Origin of the sequence: Gallaecimonas aegicerasi, assembly GCF_045291545.1 — a bacterium.
Classification (GTDB): Bacteria; Pseudomonadota; Gammaproteobacteria; order Enterobacterales; family Gallaecimonadaceae; genus Gallaecimonas.
Genome location: NZ_CP149514.1, coordinates 1663813 through 1679506, shown reverse-complemented (window position 1 = coordinate 1679506; position 15694 = coordinate 1663813). Strand labels below are relative to the sequence as shown.

Here is a 15694-nt window from a genome sequence, read left to right as displayed (position 1 = left end):
CCTGTTGTGAATATTCAAGCCCTGCGAGCACAGTTTCCTGCCCTGAACCAAGATTTGCACGGCCGTGCACCGGTCTTCCTTGATGGCCCGGGCGGAGCCCAGGTACCGGAGTCGGTATTGGCCGCCATGACTGGTTACTTGGGGCGTTATAACGCCAACCTGGGGGGCGCCTACTTTTCCTCTCACAAGACCATGGCGGTGATGGCTGACGCTCGCCAGGCGGCGGCAGATCTGTTGAATGCGCAAAGCCCGGAGCAAATTATCTTTGGCCCCAATATGACCACCTTGACCTTTGCGCTGAGCCGGGCCATCAGCCGTGACTGGCAAGCCGGTGATGAGGTGATTGTGACCGGGCTGGATCATTACTCCAATGTGTCATCCTGGCAGCAGGCGGCGGCAGACAAAGGTGTGACGGTGCATCAGATCCCGGTTAAAACCGCCGACTGCACCCTCGACTATGATGCGCTACTGGCCAAATTAGGGCCGAAAACGCGCCTGGTCGCGCTGACTCACGCATCCAATACCACCGGCAGTATTGTCGATGTCAAAAAAATTGTCGCGGCGGCGCATCAGGCCGGCGCTCTGGTCTGGGTTGATGCTGTACATTACACGCCTCACGAATTGGTTGATGTGCAGGCCCTGGATTGTGATTTTCTTGCCTGTAGCGCCTATAAATTTTTTGGTCCGCACCTGGGCATGGTGTACGGCAAGCGGGCGCTGCTGGAGGCTTTGCAACCTTACAAGGTTGAGCCTGCGAGCAATCAGATCCCCAACAAGTTTGAAACCGGTACCCAGAGCTTTGAAGCTCTGGCGGGCCTGATAGCAACCGTCGACTACCTGGCAGCTATTGCCGGTGCCGAAGCATCCTTGCCGCGGCGTCAGCGGTTGCAGCAGAGCTATCTGGCAATCAAAGAACATGAAATGGCGTTAAGCCGGCACTTTCTGGCCCGTGCCGCCCAGTTTGATGGTTTGACGCTCTATGGTATTAGCGAGCCGGCGCGGCTGGCTGAGCGCACCCCCACCTTTGCTTTCACTCTGCAAGGTGTGGCGAACCGCCAGATCTCTGAAGCCATGGCCGCAGAAGGCATTTGCCTGGGTGACGGCAACTTCTATGCGCTGGGGTTGATGCAGCAGCTGGGTGTTGACGGTATTGTGCGAGCCGGGTGCATGCATTACACCACGGTGGCGGAATTGGACCGCTTCTTTGATGTGCTACAAAGTCTGGTGAAGTAAGCTAAGGCAGTCTAAGGACTGCCTTTTTTATTGGAGCTGCAATGAGTATTGATGCCATGCGGCGGGTGTTTCGCCATGCCCCGTTAACGGAACTGGACCCGTGCCCGCTCAAGCAATTCGAGCGCTGGTTTGCTGAGGCCCGAGACGCCGCCCCGGTGGATTGGCTGGAAGTCAATGCCATGACCCTGACGACTCACGGACTGGACGGCTTTCCACAGTCGCGGATCTTGCTGCTTAAGGGGCTAAGCGCACAGGGGCTGCAGTTTTTCAGTAACTATGATTCTGCGAAAGGTTATGAGCTGGCAGCTGATGATCGAGCCAGTATGAACTTCTACTGGCCGCACCTGGCTCGTCAGGTACGGGTTTGGGGGCACGTGGAAAAACTCCCACGGGCCGACTCGCAGGCGTACTTTGCCTCGCGCCCCCGCGGTTCACAGCTCGGGGCCTGGGCATCGGCACAATCTTCTGCGATCAGTTCACCGGCGGTACTGGATGGCCAACTGGCGGCGGCAGAAGCCCGTTTCCCCGGGGAAGTGCCTTGCCCACCGCATTGGGGTGGCTATGTGTTATGTCCGCAGGGCTTTGAATTCTGGGCCGGGAGGGAGAATCGCTTGCATCATCGGGTGCGCTATCAGCAGGGCGACTCTGGCTGGCAGCAACAGTGGCTGTCACCATAAAAAGGCGCCGTCAGGCGCTTTTTTATTACCCTGGTTACTATGGACGTCTAGATATTTAGATGGTTAAATGTGGCGGTGTGTTACTGGAGACTACCATGCCGATCCGGATCCCTGATGCGTTACCCGCTGCTGACCTGTTGCGCCAGGAAAATGTATTTGTGATGCCGGAAAGTCAGGCTTTGCATCAGGACATCCGGCCACTGGAAGTGGTGCTGCTGAACCTGATGCCGCAAAAAATTGCGGCGGAAAACCAAATTCTGCGGTTACTGGCCAATACGCCACTTCAGGTCAATGTGACTTTGCTGCGCATTGATGACCAGCCTTCACGGCATACCTGCAATGCTCACCTAAGTCGTTTTTACCGGGATTTTTCGAGTATCCGTGAGCACAATGTCGACGGCTTGATTATTACCGGTGCCCCCCTTGGTCAGTTGCCATTCTCTGAAGTGCGTTACTGGCCACAATTGCAGGCAGTGCTGGACTGGGCCAGGGCGCATGTTACCTCCAGCATGTTCTTATGCTGGGCGGCGCAGGCGGCGCTGTATTATTACCATGCTGTGCCCAGAAGTAGCCGACAGCAGAAGTGGTCGGGCATTTATGCGCAGCAACTGCACAACAGCCAGCACCAGCTGACCCGCGGTTTTGATGACCAGTTTCTGGTGCCGCTGAGCCGTTATGGCGACTTTTTTGAAGAGGCGATTGGCCAGGTGGCGAGCCTGGATATTCTGGCCAGTCACCCGGAGTCCGGTGTCTACATGGCTGCCAGTGGTGATGGCCGTGAGGTTTATGTCAGTGGCCATCCGGAATACGACGCCATGACCTTGGCGGAAGAATATCAGCGTGACTGTGCTGCCGGGCTGGATCCGGCTTTACCGGTGCATTATTTTCCCGGTGATGACCCTGGCGCCGCGCCGCGCAGCCGTTGGCGCAGCCATGCCAACCTGCTGTTCAGTAACTGGCTTAACTACTGCGTTTATCAGGCGACGCCTTTCGACCTTTCGGCGCCGCGGCCAGCCAGTATTGCCCCTGGCAGCCCTTTGTCTCGATAGTCGGGTTGCTGGATAACTCAGCCTTAATGTTCGCACTCATGTCTTCGCTGGCTTCGGCCAATGCAAAAATTCACCGCTTGGCCTGATAGGTTGCCAACAAGGGCTGCGCAGCTAGCCACTGCCTTTATTTCGCCTGTTGGTGGTTTGCAGCGATGAAGTAAAGCCGCTGGTCTGCCCTTGGTATTTTTGCCTAGCGGCAACAACGCTTGTATTTACGACCACTGCCGCAGGGGCAGGGCGCATTACGGTCGGGCTCGGGGTGGCTGGCACTGTGAAAAAGCCATTGCCCGTCGGTCAAAACAAAATGGCTTTTCTCCAGGTGAAAGGCGGTTTTGTCTTGCTGGCGATAACGGGCAACAAAAGTGACACTGTCGTGGTGATGGGCAAGGATCTCCAAGCCCTGCCAGTCCAGCGCCAGTAGCGGTGCCAGCTGGGCTTCATCAGGGCGGCTATCGGGGTGCCAACTGGCAAGAATAAATGCCGGTAACTGCAATACATGTGCACTGTAACGTGCCCGCATCAGCGCCGCTGCTGATGCGGCAGGTTGCCCTTGATGCAGTGGCTGGCAGCAGTCAGCGTAACGCTGGCCGCTGCCACAGGGGCACTCAGTTGGCATGAGCGGTAAAGACAATCACGTCCCAGTAGCCTTCGTCATGACCGGCAATGGGGGTGATAGGGGCGGCATTATGAAAATAACGGCGATCATTGAGCACTACGTACTGGCCGTCATTGAAGCGTTCACAGAAAAAGGGTGCCTGTTGTGGGCCGTTGTAGAGCATCACTTCCCCGCCATCGATGTGGTGAGAGCCCATGACGTAAATGCCCAGATAGTCGAAACCGTCCTGGTGCACGCCTTCCGGTGCCGGCGGGGTATTGTCATCGCGGCGGCCTTTGATACGCATCTGGTGTATTTCGATGACGCTCTGGTCATCAAGGGCGCAGCGCTGCTTGAAGTCGGCCAGCATATCGACCATCAACGGTGAATGCAGAGTGCTGTCCGGGATCTCTTCATAAACCCGCTCTACATCGCCCAAGTACTTGTTGATGTCGCTGGACTGCATAAAGGATTTGGTCGCTTGGCGCTGTACCTGGCCGTTGCTGACTTTGACATTGGAATAGCAGCGGTAGCGAAAATCGCCCTGAATGTAGGGATCTTTGGGCAGGGCCGCAAAGCTTGGGGTCATGGCTGTTACAGCGGCGCTGGGCAGTTGCCCGAGCTGATAGGTGAAGTCGCTGGCGGTACTTAGATTGGTCATTGCCTCTCCATAACGTCAGGTTATGCAACAGGGGCGGCATTATAACGGCAGTATTTGACAATGTCATGGCAATGACTGTGACGTAAACGTCAACCAGGGGTTACATCATTAGATAAAAAAATCTAATGCTTATATCGACAAAATATCTCGCTCGTCGCTTTTGCAAAGGCTGATTACACTGGCGGCCTTGTATTTCGACAGCCGGTCAGTCCCATGGATTACAGTATTTACATGCAGTTTTTTGTGGCCATGCTGGCAATTGTGAACCCCTTTGGGTTGTTGCCGGTGTTCATTGGCCTGACGTCGGATCAAAGTGCTCGCGAACGTCGCCGTACGGCGCTAATGGCACCACTGGCGTCATTGATTATCTTATGGCTGGTTTTGCTGCTAGGTGAGAATGTTCTGGCCTTTTTCTCTATTTCGGTGGCGTCGTTCCAGGTTGCCGGTGGGGTGCTACTGGGCTTTACAGCCATCGCCATGTTGCAAGGCAAGCTCGGCGACACCCGTCGCACCAGTGAGGAAGGCCGTGAGGCGGCGACCATGGAATCCATTACCTTGGTGCCGCTGGCCCTGCCGTTGATTGCCGGGCCGGCAGCCATTACCACCGTCATTGTTTTTACCCAGAGCCATCACAGCGTTGCGGCCAAAGGGGCGTTGGCGGTAGTGATGTTACTACTGGCGCTGGTGACCTGGCTGATACTGCTGGCAGCGCCGGTACTGGCGCGCTGGCTGGGCACCACCGGCATTAATCTCATTACCCGGGTGATGGGGCTGGTGATGATGGCGCTGGCGGTGGAATTTATCGCCAACGGCATCAAGGGGCTGTTTCCGGTACTGGCACGCTGATTATTGCGGCTGGTGCTCAAATACCGTACCGACCTTCGGTAAAAACAAGGTGCCATAGAGACGGCCGGCGTATTCATCAGTCATACCGGCGATGTAATCGGCAATGACCCGTAAACTGCCACCGGAGTCTTGCCAGCGCTGGCGGGTGTTGTCTGGCAATAGCCGCTCCGGATCAGAAGCCAGTGCCTCAAACAGCGCCATGACCATTTGCTGGCCTTTGTACTCCAGCGCCTGTAGCTCCGGGCGCTTAATCACCCGCCGATAGACAAAGCGTTTAAAGACCTCCAACGCGGCACTTTCTGCATCGGGTAGCTGTGCAGCCAATGCCAGTAAGGGGTGCTCAAAGTGTGTGTCGTTAACCACTTCAATGGCGGTGATAAAGCGGTTCACCAGGCTGCCAATGGCATGCTTGCGGCGGTGGTGCTGGCCACTGAACAGTTCGTCACGCAAGCCGCTGGCATCAATCGCTAGCGTACTGTTGGCCAGTGCCGGCTGCACATCCTGCTGCCAGTGTGCCTGATGAACCAGCCCCAGCACGATGGCGTCTTCCATATCATGAATGGCATAGGCGATGTCGTCGGCCAACTCCATGATGGAACAATCAAACGACTTGTAGCGGGCTTTGCGGTGCGGGTTGTGGTGCTGGCTTTCGCTAAAGCGCGCCCGATCGGCACTGCTGAAAGGCTCCAGCACCCAGGCCAGCGTGTCGGCATCATCGTCAAATACTGCTTTGGCCGGGTACCAGTCACGGGCTTTGAGCTGGCGGCTGTTGGCCGGTGCTGGCGGTTGCTGGCCGCGTACCTGGCTTTGCAGTACCGGGTATTTCAGGACCCCCAGCAAAGTACGCCGGCACAAGTCCATACCGTGGCCAATGGTATAGGGTTCGAGTTTTGCAAGAATACGCAGCGTCTGGGCATTACCTTCAAAATTACCGTCATTGCGCATCATGTAGTTCAGCGCCACTTCGCCACCGTGGCCAAAAGGCGGGTGGCCGATGTCGTGAGCCAGGCACAAGGCTTCTATCAGTGCATCCTCGGGCAACCACTGCTGATGTTCCGGATGCTTGATGCGTAGCTGGGCGAGAATGCCGGTGCCGATCTGGGCCACTTCCAGTGAGTGAGTCAGGCGAGTGCGATAGAAATCACTCTGGCCCACCCCCAACACCTGCGTTTTCGCCTGCAAACGGCGAAATGCTGCGGAATGCAGGATCCTTGCTTTGTCGCGCTGAGCCGGGCTGCGGTGGTCGTGCTCGCGGCTGGCGGCGCTGTCACTTTTGCGGCTGTACCAGGGGGTGTTCTGGGTCATCGGCAATATCATCCAGTGGCAAAGTAAAGCTGGGCAAAAAATGCTCCAGGAAGAAACGGATACTGTCATTCATGCGCATATCCAGCATTGCTTCCAGGCGTTTTTTGGCCTGCCGGAACTCATGGTTGCCCATGTGCAGTTCTTGAATGCATTTTAGATAGGCGCAAAGGGTATCGGCGTCCTTGACGATGGTTTGCAACAGGTCGTCGCTGTCATCATGCACAAAGAGTCCCTGATAGCTGTCACGCATCGGAGGCGGCACCATGGACAGCAGCCGTTGTTCGGCAGCGGCTTCGATTTTCTTGTATTCCTGCGCCAGCGCCGGATTATGGTACTTGACGGGGGTCGGCAGATCGCCGGTCAGTACCTCGGAGGCATCATGAAACAGGGCCAGTGTTGTGACCCGGTCAACATTGACTTGGCCGGCAAAATAGCTGTTTCGGATCACCGCCAGACCGTGGGCTACCATGGCCACCTGCAAGCTGTGTTCGGCAACGTTTTCTGATTGCACGCTGTACATCAGCGGCCAGCGTTGGATCAGCCGTAACCGCGCTAATTGAGCAAATAAATGACTAGCCAACACCACCTCCGGGCTCCGGTTATGTCACCGATACCATGAGTGGCAAAGGGGCGCAAGGCGAGGTAAGGTTAGAGCAGGCTTTTGCTCGGTTTTTGACCAAGTGCAAATATCAACATCGACACCACTGAGCGCCACCCATACTCATTCTGCCGCAGAGCCTTTTGCCGAGCAGCAAAAGGTGGTGCGCCAGTTAAAAAGCCGTGACCAGGAAGTGCGGGCGCATGAACAGGCTCACCGCAGTGCCGCGGGCGCTTTGGCGCAGGGCACCCAGTATTCTTACCAGCGGGGCCCTGACGGGCAGCGTTATGCGGTGGGTGGTGAAGTCAGTATTGATACCGGCAAGGTTGCTGGCGATCCACAGGCAACCATCAACAAAGCCCGCACCATCATTGCGGCTGCACTGGCTCCAGCGCAACCCTCGGCACAAGACCGCATGGTTGCAGCCCAGGCCCAGCAGATGCTGCTTAAGGCTCAGGCTGAGCTGAGCCGTCAGGATAAACGGTTACAGGCATACCAGCAGGCCGGTGCACCGGATGACAGTGGCACTGCCAAGGGCTTGCACCTTCAGGCCTGAGGGCCCTGACGTTCCCGGGAGATGCCACCGGAAATGATTAACGGCAGGATCTCGGACGCGGGGCTGGCTATCGCCGTGATCTTGTCCTTGTCTACCAGCAGCAGGTTGCCGGCAAAATTGAACGACTGTGGAACATAGACCGAGACTTTATCGGCCAGGCCCAGATCAGATAAGTCGTCGCGGGTAATAAAGCCCAGCACCTCAACCCCCTCACCAAGACGCACCAGCACCGGGCTGGAAAAACGCTTGTCCTGGCCAAAAACGGCGCCGAGGATGTCTTTTATGGCGCTGTACAGCAACTTCACCAACGGTAAGCGGTTGACCAGCCTATCCAGCCAGCAAAACAGCGTGCGGCCCAATAAATTACCGGTCAGCAGCCCGACGGTCATCACCAGTAGTAAAGTCAGTAGCAGCCCTACCGGTGCCACCAGCCATTCCGGCAGTGGCTGCCCTGACCAGTGTGTGATAAGCCCGGCCAGCGGCAAAAACAGCAGTTTGTTGAAGTAGTGATAGAGCGCCCACAGCAGGTAGAAGGTCAGCAGCAGCGGAGCCAGTATCAAAAAGCCCTGCAGCAGCCAGCGAAGTGGTTTGAACATCAGCCTACTCCCATAAAAAAAGGGAGCCTAAGCTCCCTTTGCTGACCGGTCAACTCAGTTCTTGGCTTCCGGTACTTTCTTTTCGGCAGACAGCTTGGCTTCGATACGGCGGTTAGCCGCCCGTGCTGCCTTGCTGGTGCCTTCAACGGCGGGGCGGGTTTCGCCATAACCAACGGTTTTGATGCGGCTCTTGTCAATATTGAACTGGCTGGCCAGCACATCACCTACTGCTTTGGCCCGACGCTGAGACAGTTTCAGGTTGTAGTTCGCGGCGCCAGTGTCATCGGTATAACCTTCGATCACCACGTTCAGTTCCGGGAAATCCTTCATGAACTTGGCAACTTTCTCGATTTGCGGGTAGTACTGAGGAGCCACCTTGGCGGAGTTCACCGGGAAGTTTACCAGCAGTTTTACTGAAACGGTTTGCGTTTGGTACTTGGTACAGCCACGGCTGTCGACGGCATAACCGGCTGGTGTGCCGGGGCAGGCATCCTGCGTATCGATAACCCCATCGTGGTCAGAGTCAACCGGTTGGGCTACCGGAGCCGGCTGTGGCGCCGGTGTTGGGGCGCTGTAGTGGTTGCTGCCACCAAAGAAGTACTGCAAGCCGACGCTGGCAATGACATTGGTCAGGTTGGAGTCATTTTGCTGTACAGCGGCTTCGGCTTTTAGCGCCAGATTATCGGACACAAAGTGACGTGCACCGGCGGTCAGTCGGGCAAAGGTGTCACGGCGGTTTTCGACTTTGGTGCTGTTCAAACCCAGGCCGGTATAGAAGGTGTTGTCGATGTTATAAATCACATCAACACCGTAGCTGTCACCGTAGCCAGAGCGGCCGGTGCCACGCAGATCGGCCTGCAGGTAGTCGTAGTAGCCACGAACACCCCAGTCCTTGTTCAGCCGGTAGCCGAGCTCAACACCCGGCACAAAGGCTTTGAAGTTCTGTGATACCTGATAAGGATTACCGAACTTGCTGATGTGGTAGTCCTGATCCAAGTCCATGGCACCCAGATGGGCACCGATGTAAGTCCGGCCGGCCAGTTCATCCTTACTGGGATTGGCAGCGGCAGCGGTAAATGAGGCTGACACCAAAGCGGCCAGCAACAGGGGGGAAAAAGCGCGAACGTGAGTCATAAATCATCTCTCCATGCCAAAAGGCGGCAAAAAAGCAATCTAACCGTGATTGCATGCCACGCATTTTAGGCAAAGTATTGATCTTTATGAAACTAATTCAAATTTAGGTTTAGCCTTGGTTAAGTCATTCAGCGGCGTAGCAACAGGAACTGTGCCGGGTGTTGACGCCACTGGGTATAGACCAACTGCCGTTCGTCTGATGACACATCAAATTGACTGACATGATTGCCATTGAGGTCGAGGATCTCGGCGATACTGCCGGTAGCCAAATCATAGCGGTGCAAGTGCTGCTCGCCGCGATCAGTCAAATAGTAAATGCCGCCCCCGGCAACTTGCCAGCCATCACAGCGCTGCCAGGTAATATTGGTGCCTACTTCTGACACCTGACCGTTGCTCAAGTCCATGCGCCACAGGCCAGGGCGGTGCACCCGGGTCAGGTACAGGTAATGTTCACGGGCATCAGGCTGAGCGCAATAGCCGCCACCCTGAGTAATTTGCTGAGCCTTGCCGGAGGCCTTGTTCCAGCGCCAGATCTGCCAGTCACCACTGTGATGTGACGCAAAATACAGGTGTTTACCGTCCCGGCTCCAGCGTGGGTTGCTGGCTTTGTACTTGGCCAGCATCTTGGTCATTTGCCAGTGGCTGTCACGGCTGTCAAAACGCCGCAAGGCATCATCACCGTCACTGATCGCCAGTTGCCCCTGAATATGCAGCTGGCCAAGATGTTTGTCTTCACTGAAGCTGGTGAGCTGCAGTTGCAGCTTGCCCTGTAGCCGCCAGTACTGGCTGACACCGGAGCGGCGGGAAACAAAATACAGTGTCTTGTTATCGCTCGCAAAAGAGGGGGCGTATTCATCGGCGTCGGAGTCGACTACCGGCACGGCTTTGGCGTGAGGAGTGAAATACGGGTTAGCAATACGGTATATGTCCCGTTCGGCCTCGCCGTCGGTGACCAGCAGTTGATCGCCATGGCGGTCGTAAACCGGCTGGTTGATCGGCCGGTCAGCCAGCACGGTCTGGGACAATAAATAGTCATCCATGCGCTCGAGTTTGCCCGGCTCGCTGACCAGATAATAGTGGCGGTTGTCCTCCGCCCAGCTAAAACCGTTATGGTGTAAATGTTTACCCATATCAATGGTCAGTTGCCGCTCACCGCTGCCAGCATCCAAGAACAGTACTTCATGCTTACGCCAGCGTAGATCGCGAAGCACCGCCAACTGTTGGCCCCCCGGAGACAGGAAAAAAGCCACATCGCCAGCACCGGGCTCCATCGGGTTGGTCAGCGGTACTTGATAACCGGTGGCCAGGCGCAGCCGGTAAACCTGGTAAGGGCGCTCTGGGCTTTGCCGGCTGTTATAAAACAGCGTTTGATTATCCTTGCCAAAACGCACCATGGTTTGGGTGTTGTCGTAATGGCAACTGACCACCCGCTGCACCGCCGTGAGTTGCCCGTTTTGGCGGTCAAGGTTGGCCAGACGGATCTCGCATTGATGGCCCTGGCGCCAAACATATGCCAGTTGTTTGCCATCTGGTGACCAGCTGGGTGACAGCCGATCAGCATCCTCACCGCTCAGCGGCACCGGCTCGGCTACCGAGTGGGTCCCTGCAGCGGGCAACTTTTGCAGCATCAATTGATGCGGCTGTTGTTGCTGGCGGTAGCTAAATACCAGGTAACGGCTATCGGGTGAAAATTGAGCTCCGCTTTTTTGGCCCGGTAGGTCAGTCAGCGTCATCTTTTCTTTAAATCCCTGATTCAGTGCCAGCTCTCGCAGCAGCTTGCTGGCCAGTGGCGCCAGCAACGCCAAAACCAGCAGGTAGCTCCACCAGGGAGGGCGGCGCGGTAGTAGCCGCTTTTTATCTCGCAGGGAACGGGGCAGGCGAGGGGCTTCCAGTACGGCATCTGCTACAGGCGCTACCAGCCGGTAACCTTTTTTCGGAACGGTCACAATAAAGTGGGGGTTTTTGGCATCATCCCCCAGTGCCCGGCGCAGTTTGACAATGAACTGATTCAAAGCATTATCAGACACCACTACGTCTGACCAGGCTTCATCGAGTAACTGTTCGCGGCTGACAACCTGGCCGGCGTGACGGGCCAGCATCAGTAAAATGGCCATAGCGCGAGGTTCCAGGGTGATTTCCATTTCTCCCTGGCTGAGCAAGTTCAGTGCCGGGCGTACCAGCCAGGGGCCGATACGGAAGGCGCTGAGGTGTTCCTGGATCAGATTTTCGCTATCTGGCAACTATTTATCTCTTTGTTTTTATTGTTGAAATAAAAAGATCATAAAAATCTCATGGGTTTATCATGCCTTTGTTGGGCACTGGGAGCAACCTGACTGAGCGTTGGCAATAAAGCCGTTGCTTCGGAACGAGTTTACCTCGGTAAACTTGGCAAGGGAGAGGGAGAGCCGAACTCAAGGGCTTGATTGACAACGCCGCATCGCGATATCAACCCTGGCATACCAGCGGTTAAAAACGCACTCTCGCGGCTTCCATTTGGAAGCCGTTTTTTTTGCAATAAAAAAGGCGCCAGCGGCGCCTTTTTGACGATAACAGCCCGGTTACTTAACTAGGCCAATCTCCCGCAGTCGTTCCATCAGGTAGTCATCTGCGGTGATGGGGGCATCCTTTTTCGGATGCGTTTCATCAATGCAACTATCCAGGGCATCAATCACAAAGTCCGAATTGAAGTGCAGGAAAAACGGAATGGAGTAGCGAGAGCTGCTGGAATAGGGGGCCGGTGGGTTAACCACCCGGTGCGTGGTTGACGGCAGGTGGTAGTTAGTCAACCGCTGCATCATGTCACCGATATTACAGATAATCGCGCCTTCGATGATGGTTACCGGGATCCAGCTACCGTCTTTGGCCAGCACTTCCAGGCCAGGCTCGCGTGAGCCCACCAGCAGAGTCAGTACATTGATGTCTTCATGGGCGGCGGCCCGTACAGACGGTGTACCTTCATCAATGATGGGCGGGTAGTGCAGGGGCCGCAAAATAGAGTTACCTACATCAACTTTGTCGCGGAAGTAGTTGCGGGGCTGCTGCAGATACACCGCCAGAGCGTCCAATACCTTATTACCCAACTCATCCAGTGCCTTGTACAGCGCCAGCATCCGTGGTTTGAAGGCGGGCACTTCTGCCGGCCAGATGTTGGGCAGCATATTGGCTTGTGCCTGACTGTCGTCCAGCTCCCGGCCGACATGCCAGAATTCTTTTAGATCGACATGCTTGGCATCTTTGGCAATTTCAGTACCAAAGGGGGTGTAACCACGGGCGCCACCTTTACCTTCCAGGTAGTACTGCTTTTTCACGTCATCAGGAAGCGCAAACAGTTCACGGGTAATGTCCAGCGCCTGGTGAATTGTTTCGTCACTCACGCCATGGTTGGTCAGGGCGATAAAACCGAAGGAGCTATAGCCTTCGCCAATGTCTTTGACCAGACCGTCAAAATCACTGTCATAGCGACTCATGTCGATGTGAGGAATGGAAGCCATCTGTGTGTCCTTGTTATTGAGGTAACGCTGCGCGCAGCAAAAAAGCCAAACCGGGCGATCCTAGTCATCTGCGCCCGGTGGAGCAAGCACTTCGTGTGATTAACCGGCTTGCTGGGCGGCGTTAATGATACCGGCAAAGGCACTGGCATCGAGGGCGGCGCCGCCGACCAGAGCACCATCGATATCGGCCATTGCAAAGAGGGCGGCAGCGTTTTGTGCATTGACCGAGCCGCCGTAAAGGATGGCCAGTTGTTCAGCAACATTGGCACTGCTGGCGCTGGCCAGTTGCTGGCGGATGAACTGATGAACGGCCTGGGCGTCTTCAGGGGCGGCAGCCTGGCCGGTACCAATAGCCCAGACCGGCTCGTACGCGATCACCGCGTTACCCAGCGCTGCGGTGTCGGTGTGTTGCAATACCGCTTGTAACTGCTGGCCGATGACCTGTTCGGTCAACCCTTGCTGACGCTCATTGAGGGTTTCACCGACGCACAGTACCGGCGTCAGGCCGGCGGCCTGAGCCGCCTGGAACTTACTGGCCACGATGGCATCGGTTTCACCGTGTAATGCCCGTCGCTCGGAATGGCCAACCAGCACATAGCTCACGGCATGTTCGGCCAGCATGTTGGCGGCAACTTCGCCGGTAAAAGCGCCGTTAGCGTGGCTGCTGCAATCCTGGGCACCCAGTGCTATCACACTGTCAGCGAGTAGCCGGGCGGCTTCGGGCAGATAAACAAAGGGGGGGCAAACTGCCACTTTGACTGCCTCGGCTTGTGCTGCCGGGGCCTGTAGATCGGCTAATAGCTGCCGGACCATCGCCAGGCTGCCATTGAGCTTCCAGTTTCCCATCACCAGTGGGCGTCGCATGGTTACTCCTGATGCTGTTTTATTGTTGTAGGGTTGTGGCGGCGCAGCATAGCACAGCTCACAGCAGGGCTTGGCGCCAGCTATCATTTTTGAGGCTGGCAGCAAAGCTGTCTGCCAGGCGGTTACTGGCGTCGATCACCGCTTGCCAGTAAGCAATGCGGGTCTTGTCATCCAGGTGAACAAAGTCTTTACGATCAGCAATTTTTTGATAAGGCAGGCTGGCCACCAGGGTCGGTGACGGCGCGATCATCACAACTTGGTCATAGTGTTGCGCTTGTGGTTGGCGCCAGCGCAGGGACTTATCAAACCAGCCGGGAATGGCCCGGTCATAAAAATGTGGATACAGCACCAGGCCATCGGGTTGTAACGGCAAATCAAAATGGTAATCGATGATGCCACCATCGCGGTGCAGCGGTTGACGGCTGCCGGGCATGGTGACGCCTTCCAGCGCCATGGGAATGGCACCGGTGGCTTCCAGAGCGGCGGCCAGATTGTGCGTGCTCAGCGGCAAGTATTCGGTAGGCAAATCAGTGGTGGAAAACCAATGGGGTTTGGCTCCGGCATGCAGCACGGTGCGGGTAAAAAAGTGCTGCAACTGGCGCCGTGACAACAAGTTGGCTGCCGCCGCCAGACCCAACCCCAACAGTTGCACCGGTTTGCGCTCAAAGCGCACCAGCCCTTTGCAACCTGCGGTAATGATATTGAGCCGCCGCTGCGGGTTATTGACGATAGTCGCGGCCCCTTGTTCGGCCAGCAGAGTTTGTACCATGGCGCGGCTGGAGTCTGATATCTCCCTGGCATCGGCGTTCTTGCTGTAGGTGAGGTGGTGATAAAAATCACGAAAACGGGTCAGAGCCGCAACCGGTTTGTCGCTGGCGTGGGCGGCCATTCGCCAGCCGCCCACCGAGCTACCCAACAAATCAATTGGCCGCTGGCTGGCCGGTAAAAATTCCGCCGCCAGGTAGCGATCGAGGCCGGAGAGAATAAACCACTTGGGGCCGCCGGAGGCGCCCAACATGGCGCTGAACAGTGTTGGTGAAAAGCCTTCGGCCAACAGGCGCGCTTTAGCGCTGGCGCCTGCCTTGATAATAAACGGCAGTGTCATGAACAGTCCTTATTAGATCTCGGTTAAGCATGCCAAAGGCACTAGGGCTACGACAATCTTTCTTGCTATTAATGGCGTTTTGCTTTGCCATAGGTGCAGATGGGTAAGGAGACAACACCATGAGTGAAAAACGTCGAAATGTACCGTCCGGTTTTGTCATGCTGGTACTGCTACCGGTAGTGATGGTGAGCTGTGCGGTGGTGATCGTGGCGGTACCGGTTGGTTTTGTAAAAGTGCTGGCGTTGCTGTTAGGGCTGATAGCTTTTGTCTGCCTGTTTGGGTTTTTCATGGTTGCGCCCAATGACGCCAAGGTGCTGCAGCTATTTGGCAGCTATACCGGCACTGTGGTGACACCAGGGCTGCGCTGGGCTAACCCGTTTTACTCCAAACAGCGAGTCTCGCTGCGGGTTCGCAACTTTGAAAGTGACAAACTCAAGGTTAACGACGAAACCGGTAACCCCATCGAAATAGCAGCAGTGGTGGTTTGGCGGGTTGTTGATACCTACGAGGCGGTCTTTGAGGTGGATGACTTCGAGGATTTTGTGTCCATTCAGTCGGAAGCGGCGGTGCGAAATCTGGCGACGTCTTACCCTTATGATCAGCATCAGGACGGGCAGATGTCGCTACGCAGCCATACCCAGGATATTGCTGACAAACTCAAAGGTGAAATTCAGGCGCGCTTGAACAAAGCCGGCGTGGATGTCATTGAAGCCCGGATCTCCCACCTGGCGTATGCGCCGGAAATTGCCTCTGCGATGTTGCGTCGGCAACAGGCGGCGGCAGTGGTGGCGGCCAGGGCGCAAGTGGTTGAAGGCGCAGTATCGATGGTGCAGATGGCGCTGGAAAAACTCAGCCAGGAAGACATTGTGCAATTGGATGACGAACGCAAGGCTGACATGGTGTCGAACCTGCTGGTGGTGCTTTGTGGTGAAGCGCAGCCCCAACCGGTACTCAACACCGGCGGGCGTTAACAAAAAGGGGCCG

16 protein-coding genes are annotated in these 15694 nt (G+C 56.1%); 6 read left to right on the top strand and 10 right to left on the bottom strand.

Annotated features, from left to right (window positions below):
• The first annotated feature begins 6 nt into the window (after window positions 1–6).
• The 3 genes from WDB70_RS08250 (at window position 7) to metA (ending at window position 2959) form a co-directional block, all read left to right on the top strand.
• Window positions 7–1233 carry a cysteine desulfurase-like protein gene (locus WDB70_RS08250; protein ID WP_406663283.1) on the top strand — a complete coding sequence of 409 codons (1227 nt, stop codon included), beginning with the start codon at window positions 7–9 and terminating at the stop codon, window positions 1231–1233.
• 41 nt (window positions 1234–1274) lie between these two features.
• A complete protein-coding gene (gene pdxH, locus WDB70_RS08245) occupies window positions 1275–1910 on the top strand; it encodes a pyridoxamine 5'-phosphate oxidase (RefSeq protein WP_406663281.1) in 636 nt (211 codons plus the stop codon).
• Window positions 1911–2005: 95 nt separating this feature from the next.
• Complete coding sequence (metA, locus tag WDB70_RS08240; RefSeq protein ID WP_406663279.1) at window positions 2006–2959, top strand: homoserine O-succinyltransferase; 954 nt, start codon at window positions 2006–2008, stop codon at window positions 2957–2959.
• Between the two features lie 190 nt (window positions 2960–3149).
• On the opposite strand, the gene WDB70_RS08235 is transcribed toward metA, so the two are convergent.
• Window positions 3150–3590, bottom strand: a complete 441-nt coding sequence (locus tag WDB70_RS08235) for a YchJ family protein (protein ID WP_406663277.1) — start codon at window positions 3588–3590, stop codon at window positions 3150–3152.
• Window positions 3565–4215 (bottom strand): 2OG-Fe dioxygenase family protein, encoded by a 651-nt coding sequence (locus WDB70_RS08230; protein ID WP_406663275.1) that lies wholly within the window; start codon window positions 4213–4215, stop codon window positions 3565–3567. The genes WDB70_RS08235 and WDB70_RS08230 overlap by 26 nt, the downstream gene beginning before the upstream one ends.
• A 213-nt stretch (window positions 4216–4428) precedes the next feature.
• On the opposite strand from WDB70_RS08230, the gene WDB70_RS08225 reads away from it, so the two are divergent.
• Window positions 4429–5061: a YchE family NAAT transporter gene (locus WDB70_RS08225; protein WP_406663273.1), complete on the top strand. Its 633-nt coding sequence runs from the start codon at window positions 4429–4431 to the stop codon at window positions 5059–5061.
• On the opposite strand, the gene WDB70_RS08220 is transcribed toward WDB70_RS08225, so the two are convergent.
• Complete coding sequence (locus WDB70_RS08220) at window positions 5062–6366, bottom strand: anti-phage deoxyguanosine triphosphatase (protein WP_406663271.1); 1305 nt, start codon at window positions 6364–6366, stop codon at window positions 5062–5064. It lies immediately after the preceding gene.
• Complete coding sequence (yfbR, locus tag WDB70_RS08215; RefSeq protein WP_406668046.1) at window positions 6329–6886, bottom strand: 5'-deoxynucleotidase; 558 nt, start codon at window positions 6884–6886, stop codon at window positions 6329–6331. Before yfbR ends, WDB70_RS08220 begins: the two co-directional genes overlap by 38 nt.
• Window positions 6887–7046: 160 nt before the next feature.
• Between yfbR and WDB70_RS08210 the strand changes: the two genes are divergently transcribed.
• Window positions 7047–7520 (top strand): putative metalloprotease CJM1_0395 family protein, encoded by a 474-nt coding sequence (locus tag WDB70_RS08210; protein ID WP_406663269.1) that lies wholly within the window; start codon window positions 7047–7049, stop codon window positions 7518–7520.
• On the opposite strand, the gene WDB70_RS08205 is transcribed toward WDB70_RS08210, so the two are convergent.
• The 6 genes from WDB70_RS08205 to WDB70_RS08180 form a co-directional block, all read right to left on the bottom strand.
• Complete coding sequence (locus WDB70_RS08205) at window positions 7511–8116, bottom strand: DUF502 domain-containing protein (RefSeq protein WP_406663267.1); 606 nt, start codon at window positions 8114–8116, stop codon at window positions 7511–7513. The two genes, WDB70_RS08210 and WDB70_RS08205, sit on opposite strands and share 10 nt — an antisense overlap.
• A 54-nt stretch (window positions 8117–8170) precedes the next feature.
• Window positions 8171–9250, bottom strand: coding sequence for an OmpA family protein (locus WDB70_RS08200; RefSeq protein WP_406663265.1), 1080 nt, complete (start codon window positions 9248–9250; stop codon window positions 8171–8173).
• A 128-nt stretch (window positions 9251–9378) separates the two neighbouring features.
• The gene (locus tag WDB70_RS08195; protein WP_406663263.1) at window positions 9379–11490 is read right to left on the bottom strand and encodes a winged helix-turn-helix domain-containing protein; all 2112 of its coding nucleotides are present in this window, start codon (window positions 11488–11490) and stop codon (window positions 9379–9381) included.
• A 318-nt stretch (window positions 11491–11808) separates the two neighbouring features.
• A complete protein-coding gene (locus WDB70_RS08190) occupies window positions 11809–12741 on the bottom strand; it encodes an isopenicillin N synthase family dioxygenase (RefSeq protein WP_406663261.1) in 933 nt (310 codons plus the stop codon).
• 99 nt (window positions 12742–12840) lie between these two features.
• Window positions 12841–13605: a triose-phosphate isomerase gene (tpiA, locus tag WDB70_RS08185; protein WP_406663259.1), complete on the bottom strand. Its 765-nt coding sequence runs from the start codon at window positions 13603–13605 to the stop codon at window positions 12841–12843.
• A gap of 58 nt (window positions 13606–13663) precedes the next feature.
• Window positions 13664–14710, bottom strand: a complete 1047-nt coding sequence (locus WDB70_RS08180) for a hypothetical protein (RefSeq protein WP_406663257.1) — start codon at window positions 14708–14710, stop codon at window positions 13664–13666.
• A 119-nt stretch (window positions 14711–14829) separates the two neighbouring features.
• Here WDB70_RS08180 and WDB70_RS08175 point away from each other — a divergent pair, with 119 nt between their 5' ends.
• Entirely contained in the window at window positions 14830–15681 is an 852-nt protein-coding gene (locus WDB70_RS08175; RefSeq protein WP_406663255.1) for an SPFH domain-containing protein, read from the top strand.
• Window positions 15682–15694: the final 13 nt, after the last annotated feature.

Bases quoted from the DNA above. Each gene is read 5' to 3' on its own strand.
- pdxH (WP_406663281.1), top strand. From the start codon at position 1,275: ATGAGTATTGATGCCATGCGGCGGGTGTTTCGCCATGCCCCGTTAACG.
- metA (WP_406663279.1), top strand. From the start codon at position 2,006: ATGCCGATCCGGATCCCTGATGCGTTACCCGCTGCTGACCTGTTGCGC.
- WDB70_RS08230 (WP_406663275.1), bottom strand. From the start codon at position 4,215: ATGACCAATCTAAGTACCGCCAGCGACTTCACCTATCAGCTCGGGCAA.
- WDB70_RS08225 (WP_406663273.1), top strand. From the start codon at position 4,429: ATGGATTACAGTATTTACATGCAGTTTTTTGTGGCCATGCTGGCAATT.
- WDB70_RS08220 (WP_406663271.1), bottom strand. From the start codon at position 6,366: ATGACCCAGAACACCCCCTGGTACAGCCGCAAAAGTGACAGCGCCGCC.
- yfbR (WP_406668046.1), bottom strand. From the start codon at position 6,886: ATGTACAGCGTGCAATCAGAAAACGTTGCCGAACACAGCTTGCAGGTG.
- WDB70_RS08205 (WP_406663267.1), bottom strand. From the start codon at position 8,116: ATGTTCAAACCACTTCGCTGGCTGCTGCAGGGCTTTTTGATACTGGCT.
- WDB70_RS08200 (WP_406663265.1), bottom strand. From the start codon at position 9,250: ATGACTCACGTTCGCGCTTTTTCCCCCCTGTTGCTGGCCGCTTTGGTG.
- WDB70_RS08190 (WP_406663261.1), bottom strand. From the start codon at position 12,741: ATGGCTTCCATTCCTCACATCGACATGAGTCGCTATGACAGTGATTTT.
- tpiA (WP_406663259.1), bottom strand. From the start codon at position 13,605: ATGCGACGCCCACTGGTGATGGGAAACTGGAAGCTCAATGGCAGCCTG.
- WDB70_RS08180 (WP_406663257.1), bottom strand. From the start codon at position 14,710: ATGACACTGCCGTTTATTATCAAGGCAGGCGCCAGCGCTAAAGCGCGC.
- WDB70_RS08175 (WP_406663255.1), top strand. From the start codon at position 14,830: ATGAGTGAAAAACGTCGAAATGTACCGTCCGGTTTTGTCATGCTGGTA.